The sequence below is a fragment of the Stenotrophomonas sp. NPDC078853 genome, assembly GCF_044901215.1.
Lineage (GTDB): Bacteria > Pseudomonadota > Gammaproteobacteria > Xanthomonadales > Xanthomonadaceae > Stenotrophomonas > Stenotrophomonas lacuserhaii.
Window position 1 is genome coordinate 1 of the sequence record NZ_JBJDOQ010000019.1, and the last position, 17,374, is coordinate 17,374.

Sequence of the window (17,374 nt, forward strand, 5' to 3'; positions counted from 1 at the left end):
GGTGGGGCGGGGTGGCTGTGCAGGACCGTCTTTTCGCATGGATGCGAAAAGCGAGCCCCCATGGATGGGTTCACGGCGTGTCCTGCACAGCCACCCCGCCCCACCCACAATCAGCCGTGCAGCTGGCGCTCTGGCTCTGGCACTGGCTCTGGCTTCAAGCCCGCGCGCAGCGCAGAACACTCACGCGACCGCCAGCATCTCCGGCATCAGTCGAAAATCCGGCCCGCCGCTTTCCACCCGCCGCGGCAACGCCCGGATCGTGGCCAGCATCTCCTGGGCGCACGTGCGGATGTATCCGTGCTGCTCGGGGGAGGAATGACTGATCAGGCTGCCGACATGGAATTCGAAGACATCTTCCAGCACGTCCGGCTGGTCTTCGTGCAACATCTGCAGCAACCCGCGCAGTTTGCAGATTTCCGATTCCAGCGCTTCAGCCGAGAACAACATGGGGGACTCCTTGCATGCGGCTCGCCCGAGCCAGAGGGGGCAGCAGCACGGGCCGCCCGCCGGGGCGCGATGCAGGATCACGGAACAGTGCGGGGACCACGCGGTGCGTGCGTACCCTGCTGTTGTGCCATGACCGGGGTGAGCCGACCGTCAACTCCGGTCATGGCGGCGTTCACGCCGCAGACAACGCAACCTGCGCTGCAGCCTCGCGCGGCGCGCCCAGCGCATCGATGAATGCAGGATCCAGCGGTAGTTTTCCCAGCCAGCCGCGCTGGGTGCCACTTAGCACGCGCAGCATGTGGCCGCGACCGCCTGGCAGGCGCCCCATCGGCCCCAGCAGCACGTCCCGGGCCTTCGACCAGGCATCGCGGTCGGACTGGAACAACGGCGTCAGCCAGCGGCTCCAGTAGTGGTATACGGCCACGTGGGCGCGTCGCTGCGCCTGGTAGGCCTGCAGGGCGGCCTCGCCCTTGCCGTGAACGCGCAGCGCGTCACGCAGGGCCAGCGCGTCCAGCAGCGCCATGTTCACCCCCTGCCCCAGCTGCGGGCTCATGGAATGCGCGGCATCGCCGGCCAGCACCAGCCGGCCGTTGTGCCAGCGCCGCATCACCGCATCGCGGTAGGAGGCACGCGCCAGCTGCCCGGCCTGCTGCAGGTGGGCGAAGCGCGGGCCGGCCTCCGGCCACAGCGCATGCAGTTCATCCAGCCACGGCTGCAGGCCATCGGCCTCCCATCGCGCGAAGTCTTCGCGTGGCAGGCTCCAGAAGAAGCTCAGCCGCGGCGTGGCATCCCCGGGGCGCGTGCCCACCGGCAACAGCCCGATCATCTTGCGCGCCGCAACGTAGCGCTGGCGCAGTTCGCTCACATGCGGCCAATCTTCCGCCGGCAACAGGCACCACAGCGCGCCCCACGGGTAGACCCGGTCCAGCGACGTCCCCCCGACCTGCGCGCGCAGGGCCGAAGCCGAGCCGTCGGCGGCGATCACCAGGTCGTACGGACCGTGCTGCCGCCCCTCGCCGTCGCGCAGCAGCCCACGCTCGTGGTCGACCGCTGTGACGGTGACGCCTGCATGCAGCTGCCCGAGGCCCTCACGCGCCTGGTCAAGCAGCTGGAACAGCGCGCCGCGCTGCATGCCCAATCCGTGCAGGCGCGCATCCAGGCCGTCGTAGCCCATGTCCATCACGGCGCGCCCGCAGGGCGTGTCGCCATGCAGGCGGTGCACCGGTGCGGCGTGCGCGCGTACCGCATCCAGCAGGCCCATCTGCCACAGCACCTGCAGGCCGCTGGGCTGCAGCAGGAAGCCGGCGCCGACCGGCCCGGGGTGGGGCGCGCGCTCGAAGATGTCGACGTGGTGTTCGTCGCGGGACAACAGAATGGCCAATGCCTGGCCAGCGGTGCCGTAGCCGATGACGGCGATGCGCATGCGGGGATCCATCCTGCGATTGTGCCTGATCCGCGCGGCAGGCAAAAAAAAACCCCGCCGAGGCGGGGTTCTCCAACACGCGACTGGATGGATCAGGCGGGCTGGATGTTGGATGCCTGGTCGCCCTTCGGGCCCTGGGTCTTTTCGAAGGTGACTTTCTGGCCTTCCTGCAGGGACTTGAAGCCGTTGCCCTGGATGGCGGAGAAGTGCGCGAACAGATCAGCGCCGCCGTCGTCCGGAGTAATAAAGCCAAATCCCTTGGCGTCGTTGAACCACTTCACGGTACCTGTTGCCATGTTGATGCGAGACCTTTGCAATGAATGGGTGGTGTGCGCAAAAACCCTGCGCACGGGGCGAGTATGCAAACCTTGCCCGAGGATGACAATCACCCCCGTGCCAATTCCCCGATCAGCTCGGGCAATCCGTTGGACGCGGCCTGCACGTTGGACAGTACTTCGGCCATCGTGATTTCCTCCCCATCGCCACACCCGGCGGCCCAGTTGGCCACGATCGCAAGGCAGGCGTAGTCGAGTCCGAGCTCGCGTGCCAAGGCCGCTTCGGGCATCCCGGTCATGCCGACCAGATCGCAGCCGTCACGGCGCAGACGCGCGATTTCCGCAATGGTTTCAAGGCGGGGGCCCTGCGTTGCAGCATAACAACCGCCGTCGTGCACCGTGACGCCGGTCACTTTTGCGGCGGCAAGAATTTTGCTTCGCAGCATTGGCGTATACGGGTGACCGAAGTCCACGTGCAGGACCTCGCTGCCCGCCTCGTCACACACGGTGGAGATCCGGCCCCAGGTGTAGTCGATGATCTGGTCCGGGCAGGCCAGCACGCGCGGCCCGAAGGCATCGCCGATGCCGCCGACCGTATTCAGCGCCAGCACGCGCGGCGCGCCGATCTGCTGCAGTGCGGCAAGATTGGCGCGGTAGTTGATCTTGTGCGGGGGCAGCGAATGGCCCTCGCCGTGGCGGGCCAGGAAAGCGACCTGGTGGCCCAGCAGGCTGCCAACGCGGATCGGGCCGGAGGGCGTACCGAAGCGGGTTTGGACCTCGTGGGTCTGCACGTCATCCAGCGTGGCGAGGTTGTAGACACCGGTGCCGCCGATGACCGCCAGGGCGATGGGCTGCATCAGCCTTCCTTCATCGCGTAGATCGCCGGCACGCAGCGCAGCGTCTCGTTGACGTCCATCCCGAAGCCGAATACATAACGGTCCGGCAGCTCCACGCCGGAATAATCGGCCTGCACGTCAGGCAGCGCGCGGTCGTGCTTCTTCACCGTCAGCGCGGCGATGCGCACGTCGGTGGCACCCTGCTCCAGGCACCAGGTGCGCACGCCCTGCAGGGTGTAGCCCTCGTCCAGGATGTCGTCCACCAGCAGCACGCGGCGGCCGAACAGCGCGGTGGCCGGCTTGTGCTTCCACACCAGGTCACCCCCGGTGGTTTCACCGCGGTAACGCGTGGCGTGCAGGTAATCGAACTGCACGTCCTGGCCGCGCGCGCCCAGTTCCAGGGCCAGTTGGCCGGCGAACGGCAGCGCGCCATGCATGATCGACAGGAACAGCGGCACTTCGCCCTTGTAATCGCTGGCGATGGCATCGGCGATGCGGCCGATGGCCTGGTCGATGGTGGGGCGGTCGACCAGCAGGTCAGCCTGTTCCAGGGCCTGGGAAATGGTGAGGTTGGGCATCAGACGGTTCTTCCAGAGGATTCAAGAAAACGGGTTCGGGTGTCGCCATGCCGGGCATCGGCCAGCAGGCCGTCCCAGCCAAGCGCGCCGCGGCCGATCAGGCCGAGCAGCGCGGCGGTGTTCGAGGTTCGATGCTGCATGGCCTGCAGCGCATCGTCCACCAGCTCGGGATGGCAGACCAGCACCACGTCGCAGCCTGCATCCAGGTGGGCGTCGACGCGGGCCTTCACGCCGCCGGCGCTGAACGAGGCGGCCATGCCGATGTCATCGGAAAACACCACGCCACGGAAGCCGAGCTGCCCACGCAGGATGTCCTGGACCCAACGCCGCGAGTAGCCCGCCGGTTCCGGAGCCACCTGGGGGTAGATGACGTGGGCCATCATCACCGCGTCGGCGCCGGCGGCAATGCCGGCCACGAAGGGCACCAGGTCGCGCGCCTGCAGTTCATCCAGCCCGCGTGGATCGATCGCGGTGTCGACATGGGTGTCTTCCAGCACGCTGCCATGGCCGGGGAAATGCTTGAGCGTGGCGGCCATGCCAGCGCTGTGCATGCCGCGCACGTAGGCGGCGGTGAAGGCGGCCACCACCTGCGGATCGTCGCTGAACGCGCGATCACCAATGGCGCGGTTGCCGTGCCCCAGGTCCACCACCGGCGCGAAGCTCAGGTCCACGCCACTGGCGCGCACCTCGCTGGCCATCAGCCAGGCGTGCTGTTCGGCGGCGGCCAGCGCGGCCTGTGGATCCTGTGCGTAGCCCAGGCCGAGCTGCTGCAGCGGCGGCAGATTGGTGAAGCCTTCGCCGAAGCGCTGCACGCGCCCGCCTTCCTGGTCCACGCAGATCAACTGCGGACGCGGTGCGGCCTCACGGATCGCGGCGGACAGCGCGGCGATCTGCTGGCGGGAGGCGAAGTTGCGCTTGAACAGCACCACGCCGGCGACGGCATCGTGCTGCAGCCACTCACGCTCCTGGGCGGTCAGTTCGGTACCGGCAACGCCGATCAGCAGCATGTTCAGGTCTCCACGGCAGGCGCCACGATGGCGCAGCGCCGCATTGTCGCAGAAGCGTGGCCCAGCGTCAGACCTTGCAGCCGTCCGGGCCACACCCGTCTTCAGCGTCCAGCGCGCCGGAAGCGGCGGCTTGGTCGTGTTCGGCGGCGATCTGGCGCAGCGCCTGGGCGATCGCTTCCGGCGATTGCGCACCCTGGATTGCCCAACGGCCGTCGATGACGAAGGTCGGCACCGAGGTGATGCCGATGGCATGGGCGTGCTGCAGGCCTTGCTGCACCTCGTCCAGCCCGAGGTCCGAGCCAAGCATCGCCTGGATGTCGTCAGCGGCCAGTCCGCCCTCGACTCCGGCCTGGACCAGCACCTGCGGATCGGCCAGGTTGCGCCCGTGTTCGAAATGCGCGCGGAACAGCGCCTCGCCCACCGCATCCTGGACCCCCTGCTGCCCGGCCAGCCATAGCACGCGGTGCGCCTGCAGCGTGGTCACGCGGACCTGGCCACGGCTGAAATCCATCGGCAGGCCTTCGGCCTGGGCAGTCGCCTGGGTCTGGCCCAGCAATTGGTTGGTGCGCTCGACACCGCCGAACTTGCGCGCGTAGGCCTCGCGCAGCGGCACCGGCGTGGTGTCGGCATCCGGATCCAGCTGGAACGGCTGCCAGCGCACCTGCAGCGCGGGCACCTCATCGCCGAGCAGCGCCAGACCCTGCGCGAAACGGTGCTTGCCGATCCAGCACCACGGACACACCACGTCGGAATAGATATCGATCTTCATCCCCGAGACATGGGGACGGCCGCGCCCCGAAAAAGGGGGCGGACGGGATCACGCGGTTTCGGCCAAGCCGTGACACGCCGGCAACGACTTACTCCCCGCCGTCGCCTTTCTCTTCGGGAGACCACCGGGTGTAAGGGTGGGAAGCCAGCGCTACGTTGTAGTAGCGGGCCTGGTCGGTGACTTCGCGGCCGGCCCACGCGGGCAGGCTGATCGCCTGCTCAGCGTCATCCAGTTCCACTTCGGCCACCACCAGCCCGGCGTTGTCGCCGAGGAACTCGTCCACTTCCCACAGCAGGCCGTCGTGCTGCACCAGGTGGCGGCGCTTGTCGATCAGCCCGCCCACGCACAGCGCCAGCAGCTCACGCGCGTCCTGCACCGGAATCGGATACTCGAATTCCTGGCGGCTGCGGCCCAGCGTGCGCGACTTCAGGTTCAGCGCCGCGCCGTCACCTTCGATGCGCACCCGCACCGAGGCGTTCTGGTCGCCCCGGTCCAGCGCGCCCATGTCGTTGATGTAGCCCTGCGCCATGGGGATGACCGCATGCGCCGCCGCCCGCCAGCCATCACCGGTGACGAGGAATTTCCGTTCGATTTCAATGCCCATGGGGTGATTATGCGGGAAGGGCGTGACGACCAACGGTCGTCACCCACCACGGCCAACGGTCGTCCCCCCGATCAGGCTTTTTCGAACACCGCGATGCTTTCCACGTGCGCGGTATGCGGGAACATGTCCATCGCCCCGGCACTGACCAGGGTGAAGCCACGCTCCTTGACCAGGTAGCCGGCATCGCGCGCCAGCGAACCCGGATGGCAACTGACGTAGACGATGCGCTTGAACTGCTCCAGCGGCAGCTGCTGCAGCACTTCGATGGCACCCGAGCGCGGCGGATCCAGCAGCAGCTTGTCGAAGCCTTCCAGCATCCACGAGGCCTGGCTCTGGTCCTGGGTCAGGTCGGCGGCATGGAAGCTGGCATTGGCCAGCCCATTGCGCTGCGCGTTCTCCTTCGCCCGGGCCACCAGCCCGGCATCGCCTTCCACGCCGACCACTTCGCGCACGCCGCGGGCCAGCGGCAGGGTGAAGTTGCCCAGCCCGCAGAACAGGTCCAGCACGCGCTCGTCCGGGCGGGCATCCAGCAGCGCCAGCGCATGCTCGATCATCTTCACGTTGAGGTTGGCATTGACCTGGATGAAGTCCAGCGGGCGGAACGCCAGCTCCACGTCCCACGGTGCAAGCCGGAACGACAGCGGGACCTCCTGCGGCCACAGCGGGTGGACCGAATCCACGCCGTCGGGCTGCAGGAAGATGGCGAATCGGTGTTCCTGCCCGAACGCGATCCAGGCCGCGCGATCGGAATCGCTGAGCGGCTGCATGTGGCGGATGGTGAGCGCGATCGCGTCGTCGCCGGCGATGAATTCGATCTGCGGGATGTCGCGACGGCCATCCAGCGATTCGACGAACGCGGACAGCACCGACACCTTGGTGCCGATCTCCGGGATCACCGTCAGGCACTGCGACAGGTCCGCCACGAAGCGCGGATCCAGCTCGCGGAAGCCGACCAGGGTCTTGTCCTTCTTCTCGACCCGACGCACAGAGAAGCGTCCCTTGCGGCGATAGCCCCAGCTGTCGCCCACCAGCGGGGGCAGCACCTGCTGCGGCTGCACGTGGCCGATGCGCTGCAGGTTGTCCATCAGCACCCGCTGCTTGGCCACGATCTGCTCGCTTTCTTCCAGATGCTGCAGCACGCAGCCGGCACAGACGCCGAAATGCGGACACTTCGGCTGCACGCGCAGCGGCGAGGCTTCCACCACTTCGACGGTGCGCGCCTGGTCGAAATGCTTGCTGCGCGCGGTCTGTTCGGCCATCACCACTTCACCCGGCAGCGCGCCGGTGATGAAGGTGACCTTGCCACCTTCGCCATCACGGCGGGCAACGCCGCGGCCGTCGTGGCTCAGGTCGAGGATGTCGGTTCTGAAGAGGGTGCGGTCGATGCGGGAACGTTGACGGGCCACGTGGCGAAGGGCTGCGTGTGAAAAAGGGCGCGTATTGTCTCAGATGAGGGCGAAAGTCGCCTCTCCACCCTTGCAAGGCGGCGCGCGGTGGTTAATATGCAGCGTAGCTGACATGGAGGCAGCCTTATGCAGACGAATACGCCGCGCCCCGCGCGCCCCCGTTTCCTGCTGGTCGAGGACGACATCATCACGTGTGGTTTCCTCAAGGCCGCGCTGGAAACCTTGCCAGCGGACGTGGATACCGCCGACTCGCTCAACGCCGCGCTGGCCCGGGCCCATGTGCGGCACTACGACCTGTGGCTGATCGATGCGAACCTGCCCGATGGCCATGGCAGCGAACTGCTGCAGCAGTTGCGCCGGCTGCACCCGGACACCCCGGCACTGGCACATACCGCCGATCGCGACGCGTCCGCACACGGGCGCCTGCGGGATGCGGGATTCGGCGACATCCTGGTCAAGCCGCTGGGCCGCGATGCCCTGCTCAAGGGCGTGCGTCGCAGCCTGGGCCAAGGGGCCCTCTACCGCGTGGACAGCGCGCCGATCCAGGCCATGGTGCTGAACGAAGCACAGGACTGGGACGAGATCACCGCGCTGGCCGCCCTGAACGGGCAACGCAACCACCTGGTGGCGCTGCGCGAGCTGTTCCTGGCCGAGTTGCCAAGTGTGCGGGATGCCGTCGACCAGGCCGTGGACCGCCATGACGAGCCGGCCCTGCGCAACCAGCTGCACCGGCTGCAGGCCAGTTGTGGATTCGTCGGTGCTGCCCGGCTGAGCCGCGCGGTGCGCACCCTGCACCAGATGCCCGCCTCGCACATGGCCCAGGCCAGCTTCCGCGATGCGGTAGCCGCGCTGCTGCACTGAGGGAGCCCCTCAGCGGCGGCGTGCCAGGTCGTCCAGCAGTTCCCAGGATTTCAGCCCACGCGATCCCAGGTGGTAGGCCAGCACCACCCGCATCGGCAGGCGCAGGCTGGCCAGGTCGTCGGCGCCGGGTTCTTCATCGCGCGCCAGCGCCAGCAGCGCGGCCCCGGTTGCCGTCCCCCTCCGCCCTTCCCCATCGCGTTCGCTGAGCAACCGCCGGGGCCCCTCCTGCGGATCCAGCAGATACCGCGCGGCCGGGTCCACCGCGCTGCCATCGCTGGCGAAGGCCAGGTCGAAACCCACCCCCAGCGCTTCCAGCAGGTCGCGTTCGAAACGGCGCAGGCTCCAGGCCAGCGAAAGCTCCAGGCTGAGCCGCGCGCGCACCTCGCCGTAGGCCCGGTACAGGTCCGGCAGCGGGTCGTGACGCGGCGCCAGCCGCATCACCAGTTCATTGAGGTAGAAGCCGGCCAGCATGTCATTGCCGGTCAGGCGCGGTGCGGCGTCCAGCGCCTCGGCACCGCGCAGCTGCGCCAGGTCGCCACGCTGCACCGCGTCGAAGCGGATCCACTGCAGCGGCTGCAGCGCCGCGCGCAGCACCTGTCCTTTCGCACTGGAGACGCCGCGGGCGAGCAGGCCCAGCCGCCCGTGCGAGGCGCTGAGCACCTCCACCAGCAGGCTGGTCTCGCGGTAAGCCCGCGCGTGCAGGACAAAGCCCGGTTCGGACGCGATCTCCATCAGGGCCGGCCCCGCAGGCGCTGCTTATTCGTAGCCGAAGGCCTTCAGCGCGGCCTCGTCGTCGGACCAGCCCTCGCGCACGCGCACCCAGGTTTCCAGGAACACCTTGGCACCGAACAAGCGCTCCATCTGCATCCGCGACTTGGCCCCGATGTCCTTCAGGCGGGTACCGCCCTTGCCGATCACGATGGCCTTCTGCCCTTCGCGCTCGACCCAGATCACCGCACCGATGCGCAGCAGGTTGCCGTCTTCGGTGAAGCGCTCGATTTCCACCGTGGTGGCGTACGGCAGTTCTTCGCCGAGCTGGCGCATCAGCTGCTCGCGCACCAGTTCGCCGGCCAGGAAACGCTGGCTGCGGTCGGTGATTTCGTCTTCGCCAAACATCGGCGGGGCTTCCGGCACCAGGGCCAGCACGTCACGCACCAGCGCTTCCAGGCCATTGCGCTTCTGCGCCGAAATGGGATGTACCGAAGCGAACTCGCGGCCTTCGGTGATCTGCTGCAGGAACGGCAGCAACGCGGCCTTTTCCTTCATGCGGTCCACTTTGTTGACCACCAGCACCACCGGGATGCCGGAATCACGCAGCACGTTGAACGCCAGGCTGTCTTCCTCGTCCCAGCGACCGGCTTCGATGACCAGCAGGCCGGCGTCGACGCCCTCCAGCGATCCACGCGCGGCACGGTTCATCACCCGGTTCATCGCCCGCTTCTGCACTTTATGCAGGCCGGGCGTGTCCACCAGCACCAGCTGGCCTTCCGGATAGGTGGCAATGCCCAGCAGCCGGTGGCGCGTGGTCTGCGGCCGGTTGGAGACAATGCTGACCTTGGCCCCTACCAGTGCATTGGTCAGGGTCGATTTGCCCACGTTGGGGCGGCCGATGACAGCAACGCTGCCGCAACGATGGGGGGTCTGTTCGGTCACTTTGAATCCACCAGTAGGTCAAGCGCGGCCGCAGCCGCCTGTTGTTCGGCCAGCCGCCGCGAGGAGCCTTCGCCCTCGGTACATACGGCCGGTTCTGTCAGGTTGCAGCGTACCCGGAAGGTCTTGGCATGGTCGTCACCGGATTCTGACACCAGTTCGTACGCCGGCAGCGCCTTCTGTCGGCCCTGCAGCCATTCCTGCAACCGGGTCTTGGGGTCTTTTTCCGGCCGTCCGGTCGCCGGCAGGGCGTCCATGGCCGCATCGAACCAGGGCAGCACCACCGCGCGGCAGGCATCGAAGCCGGCGTCCAGGTAGATCGCTGCCACCACCGCCTCGAAGGCGTCGGCGAGGATCGAATCGCGGCGGTGGCCCCCGGTTTTCATTTCGCCTGCGCCCAGTACCAGCCGTTCGCCCAGCTTGAGTTCGCGGGCGCGCTCGGCCAGCGCGCCTTCGCGCACCAGTTCGGCGCGGCCGCGGGTCAGCGCGCCCTCATCGGCTTTCGGCCAGCGTGCATAAAGCGCCTGCGCCACCAGCATGTTGACGATGCTGTCGCCGAGGAACTCCAGGCGCTCGTTGTTCGGTACGCCGGCAGACCGGTGCCGCAGGGCCTGCGTGAGCAGGTCCGCATTGGCGAAGGGGTGGCCGATCAGGTCACCACGTTGGAAGGTTTTATTCGACACCGCTACGGCTGAGGTCCTGGGTTGAGTCGAACTTGCCGACCACGTCGATGTTGCCGATCAACGGACGCCGCACTTCGTAGTTCACGCGCATGGTCCAGCCATTGTCCTTGCGGTCGAACTTCACGTTGGCAGGCTTCACGTTCTCGGAGTAGTTGATGTACAGGCGCTTGAACAGCAGCTTCTGGATGTTGGCCGGCTGCATGCTGCCGATGCCGGGCTCATTGGCCAGGCTCTTCATGGCCGAACGGACGGCATAGTTTTCCTGGTACATCGGGAACAGCTTCATCCCGACATAGAGGAAGAAGCCGACCACGATCAGGACCACCAGGAAGGAGGTCAGGGTAATGCCGCGTTGCGCCTTCATGCTGTTCATTGCGTTTCTCCCCAGATACGCGTGGATGGATCAATTGACGCCCGAGCCGATCCGCGACGGTTCGAAGCCGTCCTTGCAGAACCAGCCGGAGCAGTTGAGCCAGATCAAGAATGCCTTGCCGCGCAGGTTCTGCTCCGGCAGCAGGCCCCAGAAACGGCCGTCGTCGCTGTTGTCACGGTTGTCGCCCATCACCAGGTAGCGGCCCGCCGGAACGGTCCATTCCCCCTGGCCGGCAGGATACGCCGTCTCCAGCACGGTGTGGGTACGGCCAGGCAGCTTTTCGACCAGCAGGCTGGACCCTTCGCCGTGGCCACGATGGCCGGCGTAGATGCCCTTGTCTTCGTATTCCACCGGCTGGCCGTTGAGGATCAGGCCGTTGCCTTCGAAGGTGATCTGGTCACCCGGCACGCCGATAACGCGCTTGATGAAATTCTCGCCCTTGTTCGGGTCCTGGTCGTCGTGGCCCGGGAAATGGAACACCACCACGTCGCCACGTTCCGGTTCGCTGATCGGCACGAACTTGGTGTTGGTCAGCGGCAGGCGCAGGCCGTAGGCGAACTTGTTGACCAGGATGAAATCACCGATCAGCAGGTTCGGCATCATCGAACTGGACGGGATCTTGTACGGTTCGGCGATGAAGCTGCGCACCACCAGCACGATCGCCAGCACCGGGAAGAACGCGCGCGAGTAGTCCACCAGCGCCGGCTCGGTGTCCAGCAGGCCGGCGCGACGGGCACGTCGGCGGGCGAAGTACAGCTTGTCGGCAAGCAGGATCAGGCCGGAGGCCAGGGTCAAGGCAACCAGGAGGAACTCAAACGCTTTCATTCAATGTCCTTTGCAGCGTCGCGGGGCCAAGCGGCCCGGTAAGGGGCCGACTGTACCGTTACTTGTTGTCCATCTGCAGCACGGCCAGGAAGGCTTCCTGCGGAATCTCCACGCGGCCCACCTGCTTCATGCGCTTCTTGCCTTCCTTCTGCTTCTCCAGCAGCTTCTTCTTGCGCGACACGTCGCCGCCGTAGCACTTGGCAAGAACGTTCTTGCGCATGGCCTTGACGGTGGTGCGGGCAATCACCTGCGAGCCGATCGCCGCCTGGATGGCCACGTCGAACATCTGCCGGGGAATCAGCTCCTTCATCTTCTCGCACAGCTCACGGCCGCGGCGATCGGAGTGCGAACGGTGGACGATAAGCGACAGGGCGTCGACCTTGTCGCCATTGATCAACACATCCACGCGCACGAACGGGCCGGCATCGAAGCGCACGAACGCGTAATCCAGCGACGCATAGCCGCGGCTGACCGACTTCAACTTGTCGAAGAAGTCCAGCACCACTTCGGCCATCGGCAGCTCGTAGCTGATCTGCACCTGGCTGCCCAGGTAGTTGATGCCGAGCTGGCTGCCGCGCTTTTCCTCGCACAGCTTGATGATGTTGCCGATGTATTCCTCGGGGGTGAGGATGTTGGCGCGGATGATCGGCTCGCGGACTTCCTGCACCTGGTTCACCGGCGGCAGCTTGGCCGGGTTGTCCATGTTGACGATGCTGCCGTCGGTCTTGAGTACTTCATAGACCACGGTCGGCGCGGTGCTGATCAGGTCCAGGTTGTACTCGCGCTCCAGGCGCTCCTGCACGATTTCCATGTGCAGCATGCCACGGAAGCCGCAACGCCACCCGACGCCCATCGCTTCGGAGCTTTCCGGCTCGAAGCGCAGCGCGGCATCGTTCAGGCGCAGCTTGTCGAGTGCTTCGCGCAGGTCGGGGTAGTCTTCGGCATCAACCGGGAACAGGCCGGCGAACACGCGCGGCTGCATCTCCTGGAAGCCCGGCAGCGGCTTGGGTGCCGGATCGCCGGCCATGGTAAGCGTGTCGCCGACCGGCGCGCCGTGCACGTCCTTGATGCTGGCCGTCACCCAGCCCACTTCGCCCGCACGCAGGGCCGGCAGCACCTTGCGCTTGGGGGTGAACACGCCGACGTTGTCGACCTGGTGGTTGCGGCCGGTGGACATCACCTGCAGCTTGTCACCGGCCTTGATCTCACCCTGCATGACGCGCACCAGCGACACCACGCCGAGGTAGTTGTCGAACCAGGAATCGATGATCAGCGCCTGCAGCTTGTCGGTATCGCGAGGCACCGGCGGCGGGATGCGCTTGACGATGGCTTCCAGCACGTCGCGCACGTTCAGGCCGGTCTTTGCACTGACCGGTACGGCATCTTCGGCATCGATGCCGATCACCGCCTCGATCTCGGCCTTGGCACGTTCGATATCGGCGGTGGGCAGGTCGATCTTGTTGATCACCGGCACCACTTCCAGGCCCTGCTCCACCGCGGTGTAGCAGTTGGCCACCGATTGGGCTTCCACGCCCTGGGCGGCATCGACCACCAGCAGCGCGCCTTCGCAGGCGGCCAGCGAGCGGCTGACTTCATAGGAGAAGTCGACGTGGCCGGGGGTATCGATGAAGTTCAGGTGGTAGGTCTGTCCGTCGTCCGCCAGGTACGGCAGCGACACCGACTGGGCTTTGATGGTGATGCCACGCTCGCGCTCGATCGGGTTCGAATCGAGCACCTGCGCTTCCATCTCGCGGGCCTGCAGGCCGCCACACAGCTGGATGATGCGGTCAGCCAGGGTGGACTTGCCGTGGTCGACGTGGGCAATGATGGAGAAGTTGCGGATGTTCCGCATCGAATCAGAGGACATAGAGGTGGCGGCGGCGCCGGGCGTCGTCAGGGTAAACGTTGGATTATCGCACGGGACGGCCGCCGCCGGTGGGTGAGCAGCGCTTCGGGTAGTGACGGCCGCGGGCCGTCAGCTGCGGGCTTCGGTGGGTGACGACCGTTGGTCGTCACGCCCTCTTTATTCATATTTATGAACAAACTGCCGGGCTCGGGATTTCGGGCCGACGCTTGCAACTTTCTTCATTGTCTTATCCTCACTGCCCCCTCAATGCTTGTGCTGTCGGTTGGCATCATGACCGACGCTTTCCTCAACGGCTTCTGAAGGGCCAAACGAATGCAATTCCGAGTTTTCGCAGTCACGAGCCTGATCATGGTGTCCGCCCTTTTTCCAATCACCTCATTCAGCATGATTCACAAGCTTTGTGACTTCGATGAGTGCTGCTATGTGGACGGCGGAGGGACGGATACTGCGTGCCCAACGGGTTGGGCGTCTAAGGCTGCAGTAGATGCCCGGGCGGGAATGGACGCATTCATTCCCGCCTCGGCTCCCGTTACTACTCGGCAGTCAGAGCCACGAAATTGCTAATGGCATTCCGCGGATTGTAGACGAGCAGCACCACAGGATCTCCTTTTGGGACTTTGGCCAACATGCCGTTGAACTGGCTGGAGCTCTCGACCTGCGTGCGTCCCACTTGAGTAATCACAAGCCCTGGGCGAAGGCCTTTGTCGCGGGCGGGACCGGAGGCCGTGACGATTCGCACCCCGCCCGTCTTGATGCCGACCTGTTGCCTTGCCGCTGCATCAAGATCGGCTACATCGAGCCCAAGCCTGTTGAAGTTGGATGCCTTGGAGCCATCAGTGTCTCCCGCCCCCCGTGGATCTACTGCCGCTTTCTCCGAACCAACAACGACCGTTATGTCATGGGGCTTGCCGTTCCGGATCACCCCGAGAGTGATGGACGACCCAGGCGCGGACATACCGATAAGTGGGGGCACCTGCGATGCGTCGCGGATCGGTGAATTGTTGACTGACCTGATTACATCCAATTGCTGCAGCCCCGCCTTGGCGCTGGGACTGCCGGCTACTACCTCATTAACCAGGGCGCCCTGTGTATCCGGCAGTCCCAAGCCGCGCGCCATGGTTGCCTCGATCGGGTTTGGGTCAAGCGCGACTCCAATCTGTCCCCTCACCACCCGGCCGGTCTTCTTGATCTGCTCGACTGCGCCCATCGCCAGGTCGATCGGGATCGCAAAGCTGATGCCCATATAGCCGCCCGAAGCGGAGAAAATCTGCGAATTGATGCCGACCACTTCGCCACGGGTGTTCAACAGCGGGCCACCCGAGTTGCCCTGGTTGATCGCCACGTCGGTCTGGATGAACGGAACATAGCGCTGGTCGGCGCCGCCGGTGCTGCGGCCGGTGGCGCTGACCACGCCGGCGGTGACCGAATGGTCCAGCCCGAACGGCGAGCCGATCGCGACCACCCACTGACCCGGCTTCAAGGTACGCGAATCGCCGACGCGCACGGTCGGCAGGCCGCTGCCTTCGATCTTCAGAAGGGCTACGTCGTATTGCTGGTCGCTGCCCACCACCTTGGCGATGAACTCGCGGTTGTCACCCAGTTTCACCTTCACTTCGGACGCATCGGCCACCACGTGGTGGTTGGTCAGCACGTAGCCGTCGGCGGAAATGATGAAGCCCGAGCCCATGCCGCGGCCCTTGATGCTGGGGCCGCCATCCGGATCGCCACCGGGGCCGCCCGGACCGGGCATGCCGAACTCCGGACCAAAGAAGCGGCGGAAGATTTCCGGGATTTCATCCTGGCCCGGCCCCATCCCGCCGCCGCGTGCCTGGCGGTTGCCGCCGCGCACGATGGTGGTTTCAATGTTGACCACGCCCGGCCCGACCTGGTCGACCAGGTTGGTGAAGTCCGGCAGGCCCGATACCAGCGGCTGGGCCGGCGCACGCGGCGCGGCGGCCGCGGACTGCGCCGTGGCGGCCTGCGGGGCCGGCGAAGGTGACTGCGCGCAGGCGGCCAGCGGCAGGGTCATCGCCAGCAGGCCCAGGGCCTGGGTACGGAACGAACGGCTAAGCGGGATCATCGGAATACAACCTCCGGCAGGTCATCGGACAGCAGAAAGGGGAAGCGTTGCCCGCCATCCAGCGGGCAGGCGCAGGCCACGCGCGGTCAGTCGCGCGGGCCCTGGACCGGCGGCGCGTCCTGCAACCGCGGTTCAAAGGGATAGAAGGTGCCCGGCGTGTTACCGGGGAAACTGGCATTCAGCGCAGCGCCGGCCGCCGGACCCACGCTGGAGCGCGGCCATGGCCTGGCCTGCAGCGCCCCCACGTTGCCGAACGTCAGCTCGTGCCGGGCGGCCGTGGACAGCGGGGTCGACAGCACCGGCTGGGCTGCGGCGAGCGCACGCTGCGGCTCGTCATCACGCTGCGCGACGCGGGCCATCTGCTGACTGCGCGTGGCACTGGCGCGGCGGACGCTGGCGTCCTGGCGACGCGCCGCAGCGGCCACCGCGGCCGCCGGGACACTGGCAACCAGCGCTGCGCCGGACGGCGATGCAGCAGGCTCCTGCACCGGCGCGGACGCCGGCAGTGCAAGCTCGGCCTGGCTGGCGATCACCTGCACCGGCAGGTCTGCCGGCGGTGCGCCCTCATCCAGCGATTGGCGCCCCATGAAGAAGGCCACCGCGGCCACCGAGGCGGCCAGCGCGGCACCGCCGCTCCAGCGACGCCAGCCGGTGCGCAGCTCGCGCCGCGGCTCGGCCCGGGGAACGGGCTCCTGCGCCACCGCCGCCGAAACGCGCGCGGCGAAATCCACCGGCGCCGGCGCCACGGCCTTGCCGCGCATCACATCGCCCAGCAGCGCCCAGCGCTCCTGGCAGGCCTGCAGCTCGGGATCATGCTGCAGGCGGCGCAGCAGGAAACGGGCCTCGTCGGAGGCCAGTTCACCATCGACCAGCGCAGACAACTGCTGGCGGTTATGCAGGTCGATCTTGTCTTCGGGTTGGTCGTACTTGCTCATGGGCGGCTCTTCTCACGGGTGGCGCTGCCGGTGTCCAGCAGCGGCCGGAGTTCAGTGTCGATCGCCTCGCGGGCACGGAATATCCGCGAGCGCACGGTGCCGATCGGGCACCCCATCTTCTGCGCGATTTCCTCGTAACTCAGGCCTTCCACCTCGCGCAGGGAAATGGCCAGGCGCAGTTCCTCCGGCAGCGAGGCGACGGCCTTCATCACCGTGGTTTCCAGCTCCTGGCGCATCAGCTGGCGTTCCGGCGTATCGGTATCGCGAAGGCGCGTTCCCGAATCGAACTGTTCGGCATCGCCGATTTCGATGTCATCGGTCGGCGGGCGGCGATTGCTTGCAGCAAGGTGGTTCTTGGCGGTATTCACGGCAATCCTGTGCAACCAGGTCGAAAATTGGGCGTCGCCGCGGAAACTGTTGATCGCGCGGTAGGCGCGGATGAACGTGTCCTGGGCAACGTCCTGGCACTCACTCCAGTCGGCGATGTAGCGTCCGACGAGCGACACGACCCGATGCTGGTGCTTGCGCACCAGGACATCGAATGCCGCGCTTTCGCCGCGCTGCACACGCCGGACCAGTTCCAGGTCCAGCTCCTGTGGTGTTTCAACCTCGGCCATTGGGGACCGAACTCCTGTCAGCCCAACCGACGTCAGGCAATGAGACTGCCAATCCCGGGAAAAGTTCAGCGCCATCTGACCGGGCACCGCACCAGCTTTTAACCAACGTTCCGTTAACGTAGCGGTCCATGCTATGAG

At 66.5% G+C, this 17,374-nt stretch carries 19 protein-coding genes; 1 reads left to right on the top strand and 18 read right to left on the bottom strand.

What is annotated here, in order from left to right; translation table 11 throughout:
• Window positions 1-180: 180 nt before the first annotated feature.
• From ACI2JH_RS16525 to rlmD, 9 genes are all read right to left on the bottom strand, one after another.
• Entirely contained in the window at window positions 181-447 is a 267-nt protein-coding gene (locus tag ACI2JH_RS16525) for a hypothetical protein (protein WP_101099611.1), read from the bottom strand.
• 172 nt (window positions 448-619) lie between these two features.
• The gene (locus ACI2JH_RS16530; protein WP_101099610.1) at window positions 620-1,882 is read right to left on the bottom strand and encodes an NAD(P)/FAD-dependent oxidoreductase; all 1,263 of its coding nucleotides are present in this window, start codon (window positions 1,880-1,882) and stop codon (window positions 620-622) included.
• Between the two features lie 80 nt (window positions 1,883-1,962).
• Complete coding sequence (locus ACI2JH_RS16535) at window positions 1,963-2,166, bottom strand: cold-shock protein (RefSeq protein WP_042614976.1); 204 nt, start codon at window positions 2,164-2,166, stop codon at window positions 1,963-1,965.
• An 89-nt stretch (window positions 2,167-2,255) separates the two neighbouring features.
• Window positions 2,256-3,002 carry an S-methyl-5'-thioinosine phosphorylase gene (locus tag ACI2JH_RS16540; protein WP_404736739.1) on the bottom strand — a complete coding sequence of 249 codons (747 nt, stop codon included), beginning with the start codon at window positions 3,000-3,002 and terminating at the stop codon, window positions 2,256-2,258.
• Window positions 3,002-3,559 carry a hypoxanthine-guanine phosphoribosyltransferase gene (locus tag ACI2JH_RS16545; RefSeq protein ID WP_101099608.1) on the bottom strand — a complete coding sequence of 186 codons (558 nt, stop codon included), beginning with the start codon at window positions 3,557-3,559 and terminating at the stop codon, window positions 3,002-3,004. The genes ACI2JH_RS16540 and ACI2JH_RS16545 overlap by 1 nt, the downstream gene beginning before the upstream one ends.
• A complete protein-coding gene (gene nagZ / locus ACI2JH_RS16550; RefSeq protein WP_101099607.1) occupies window positions 3,559-4,566 on the bottom strand; it encodes a beta-N-acetylhexosaminidase in 1,008 nt (335 codons plus the stop codon). The genes ACI2JH_RS16545 and nagZ overlap by 1 nt, the downstream gene beginning before the upstream one ends.
• Window positions 4,567-4,633: 67 nt before the next feature.
• On the bottom strand, window positions 4,634-5,335 hold the full coding sequence (locus ACI2JH_RS16555) for a DsbA family oxidoreductase (RefSeq protein ID WP_404736740.1): 702 nt from the start codon (window positions 5,333-5,335) through the stop codon (window positions 4,634-4,636).
• Window positions 5,336-5,423: 88 nt separating this feature from the next.
• Window positions 5,424-5,939: a CYTH domain-containing protein gene (locus ACI2JH_RS16560; RefSeq protein ID WP_101099605.1), complete on the bottom strand. Its 516-nt coding sequence runs from the start codon at window positions 5,937-5,939 to the stop codon at window positions 5,424-5,426.
• 71 nt (window positions 5,940-6,010) lie between these two features.
• A complete protein-coding gene (gene rlmD / locus ACI2JH_RS16565; RefSeq protein ID WP_404736741.1) occupies window positions 6,011-7,345 on the bottom strand; it encodes a 23S rRNA (uracil(1939)-C(5))-methyltransferase RlmD in 1,335 nt (444 codons plus the stop codon).
• A 126-nt stretch (window positions 7,346-7,471) separates the two neighbouring features.
• Between rlmD and ACI2JH_RS16570 the strand changes: the two genes are divergently transcribed.
• Window positions 7,472-8,206 carry a response regulator gene (locus tag ACI2JH_RS16570; RefSeq protein ID WP_101099603.1) on the top strand — a complete coding sequence of 245 codons (735 nt, stop codon included), beginning with the start codon at window positions 7,472-7,474 and terminating at the stop codon, window positions 8,204-8,206.
• A gap of 9 nt (window positions 8,207-8,215) precedes the next feature.
• Here the strand turns inward: ACI2JH_RS16570 and recO are convergent, their stop codons facing one another.
• The 9 genes from recO to rpoE all read right to left on the bottom strand — a co-directional run bounded on the left by recO (window position 8,216) and on the right by rpoE (window position 17,236).
• Window positions 8,216-8,938, bottom strand: coding sequence for a DNA repair protein RecO (gene recO / locus ACI2JH_RS16575; RefSeq protein WP_182655965.1), 723 nt, complete (start codon window positions 8,936-8,938; stop codon window positions 8,216-8,218).
• Window positions 8,939-8,962: 24 nt separating this feature from the next.
• The gene (era, locus tag ACI2JH_RS16580; protein WP_057507294.1) at window positions 8,963-9,859 is read right to left on the bottom strand and encodes a GTPase Era; all 897 of its coding nucleotides are present in this window, start codon (window positions 9,857-9,859) and stop codon (window positions 8,963-8,965) included.
• A complete protein-coding gene (gene rnc / locus ACI2JH_RS16585; protein ID WP_101099601.1) occupies window positions 9,856-10,539 on the bottom strand; it encodes a ribonuclease III in 684 nt (227 codons plus the stop codon). Before rnc ends, era begins: the two co-directional genes overlap by 4 nt.
• Window positions 10,529-10,912, bottom strand: a complete 384-nt coding sequence (locus ACI2JH_RS16590) for a DUF4845 domain-containing protein (RefSeq protein ID WP_042615281.1) — start codon at window positions 10,910-10,912, stop codon at window positions 10,529-10,531. The genes rnc and ACI2JH_RS16590 overlap by 11 nt, the downstream gene beginning before the upstream one ends.
• A gap of 30 nt (window positions 10,913-10,942) precedes the next feature.
• Entirely contained in the window at window positions 10,943-11,737 is a 795-nt protein-coding gene (lepB, locus tag ACI2JH_RS16595; RefSeq protein WP_057507296.1) for a signal peptidase I, read from the bottom strand.
• A gap of 58 nt (window positions 11,738-11,795) precedes the next feature.
• Window positions 11,796-13,589 (bottom strand): translation elongation factor 4, encoded by a 1,794-nt coding sequence (gene lepA, locus ACI2JH_RS16600; protein ID WP_404736742.1) that lies wholly within the window; start codon window positions 13,587-13,589, stop codon window positions 11,796-11,798.
• A 547-nt stretch (window positions 13,590-14,136) separates the two neighbouring features.
• Window positions 14,137-15,684: a Do family serine endopeptidase gene (locus ACI2JH_RS16605; protein ID WP_404736743.1), complete on the bottom strand. Its 1,548-nt coding sequence runs from the start codon at window positions 15,682-15,684 to the stop codon at window positions 14,137-14,139.
• 86 nt (window positions 15,685-15,770) lie between these two features.
• The gene (locus tag ACI2JH_RS16610; protein ID WP_349999187.1) at window positions 15,771-16,619 is read right to left on the bottom strand and encodes a sigma-E factor negative regulatory protein; all 849 of its coding nucleotides are present in this window, start codon (window positions 16,617-16,619) and stop codon (window positions 15,771-15,773) included.
• Window positions 16,616-17,236, bottom strand: coding sequence for an RNA polymerase sigma factor RpoE (gene rpoE / locus ACI2JH_RS16615; protein WP_182655960.1), 621 nt, complete (start codon window positions 17,234-17,236; stop codon window positions 16,616-16,618). Before rpoE ends, ACI2JH_RS16610 begins: the two co-directional genes overlap by 4 nt.
• Window positions 17,237-17,374 lie beyond the last annotated feature (138 nt).

Bases quoted from the DNA above. Each gene is read 5' to 3' on its own strand.
- ACI2JH_RS16605 (WP_404736743.1), bottom strand. From the start codon at position 15,684: ATGATCCCGCTTAGCCGTTCGTTCCGTACCCAGGCCCTGGGCCTGCTG.
- nagZ (WP_101099607.1), bottom strand. From the start codon at position 4,566: ATGCTGCTGATCGGCGTTGCCGGTACCGAACTGACCGCCCAGGAGCGT.
- ACI2JH_RS16525 (WP_101099611.1), bottom strand. From the start codon at position 447: ATGTTGTTCTCGGCTGAAGCGCTGGAATCGGAAATCTGCAAACTGCGC.
- ACI2JH_RS16545 (WP_101099608.1), bottom strand. From the start codon at position 3,559: ATGCCCAACCTCACCATTTCCCAGGCCCTGGAACAGGCTGACCTGCTG.
- ACI2JH_RS16570 (WP_101099603.1), top strand. From the start codon at position 7,472: ATGCAGACGAATACGCCGCGCCCCGCGCGCCCCCGTTTCCTGCTGGTC.
- lepA (WP_404736742.1), bottom strand. From the start codon at position 13,589: ATGCGGAACATCCGCAACTTCTCCATCATTGCCCACGTCGACCACGGC.
- lepB (WP_057507296.1), bottom strand. From the start codon at position 11,737: ATGAAAGCGTTTGAGTTCCTCCTGGTTGCCTTGACCCTGGCCTCCGGC.
- ACI2JH_RS16590 (WP_042615281.1), bottom strand. From the start codon at position 10,912: ATGAACAGCATGAAGGCGCAACGCGGCATTACCCTGACCTCCTTCCTG.
- ACI2JH_RS16555 (WP_404736740.1), bottom strand. From the start codon at position 5,335: ATGAAGATCGATATCTATTCCGACGTGGTGTGTCCGTGGTGCTGGATC.
- ACI2JH_RS16540 (WP_404736739.1), bottom strand. From the start codon at position 3,002: ATGCAGCCCATCGCCCTGGCGGTCATCGGCGGCACCGGTGTCTACAAC.
- ACI2JH_RS16610 (WP_349999187.1), bottom strand. From the start codon at position 16,619: ATGAGCAAGTACGACCAACCCGAAGACAAGATCGACCTGCATAACCGC.
- rpoE (WP_182655960.1), bottom strand. From the start codon at position 17,236: ATGGCCGAGGTTGAAACACCACAGGAGCTGGACCTGGAACTGGTCCGG.
- recO (WP_182655965.1), bottom strand. From the start codon at position 8,938: ATGGAGATCGCGTCCGAACCGGGCTTTGTCCTGCACGCGCGGGCTTAC.
- ACI2JH_RS16535 (WP_042614976.1), bottom strand. From the start codon at position 2,166: ATGGCAACAGGTACCGTGAAGTGGTTCAACGACGCCAAGGGATTTGGC.
- ACI2JH_RS16560 (WP_101099605.1), bottom strand. From the start codon at position 5,939: ATGGGCATTGAAATCGAACGGAAATTCCTCGTCACCGGTGATGGCTGG.
- ACI2JH_RS16530 (WP_101099610.1), bottom strand. From the start codon at position 1,882: ATGGATCCCCGCATGCGCATCGCCGTCATCGGCTACGGCACCGCTGGC.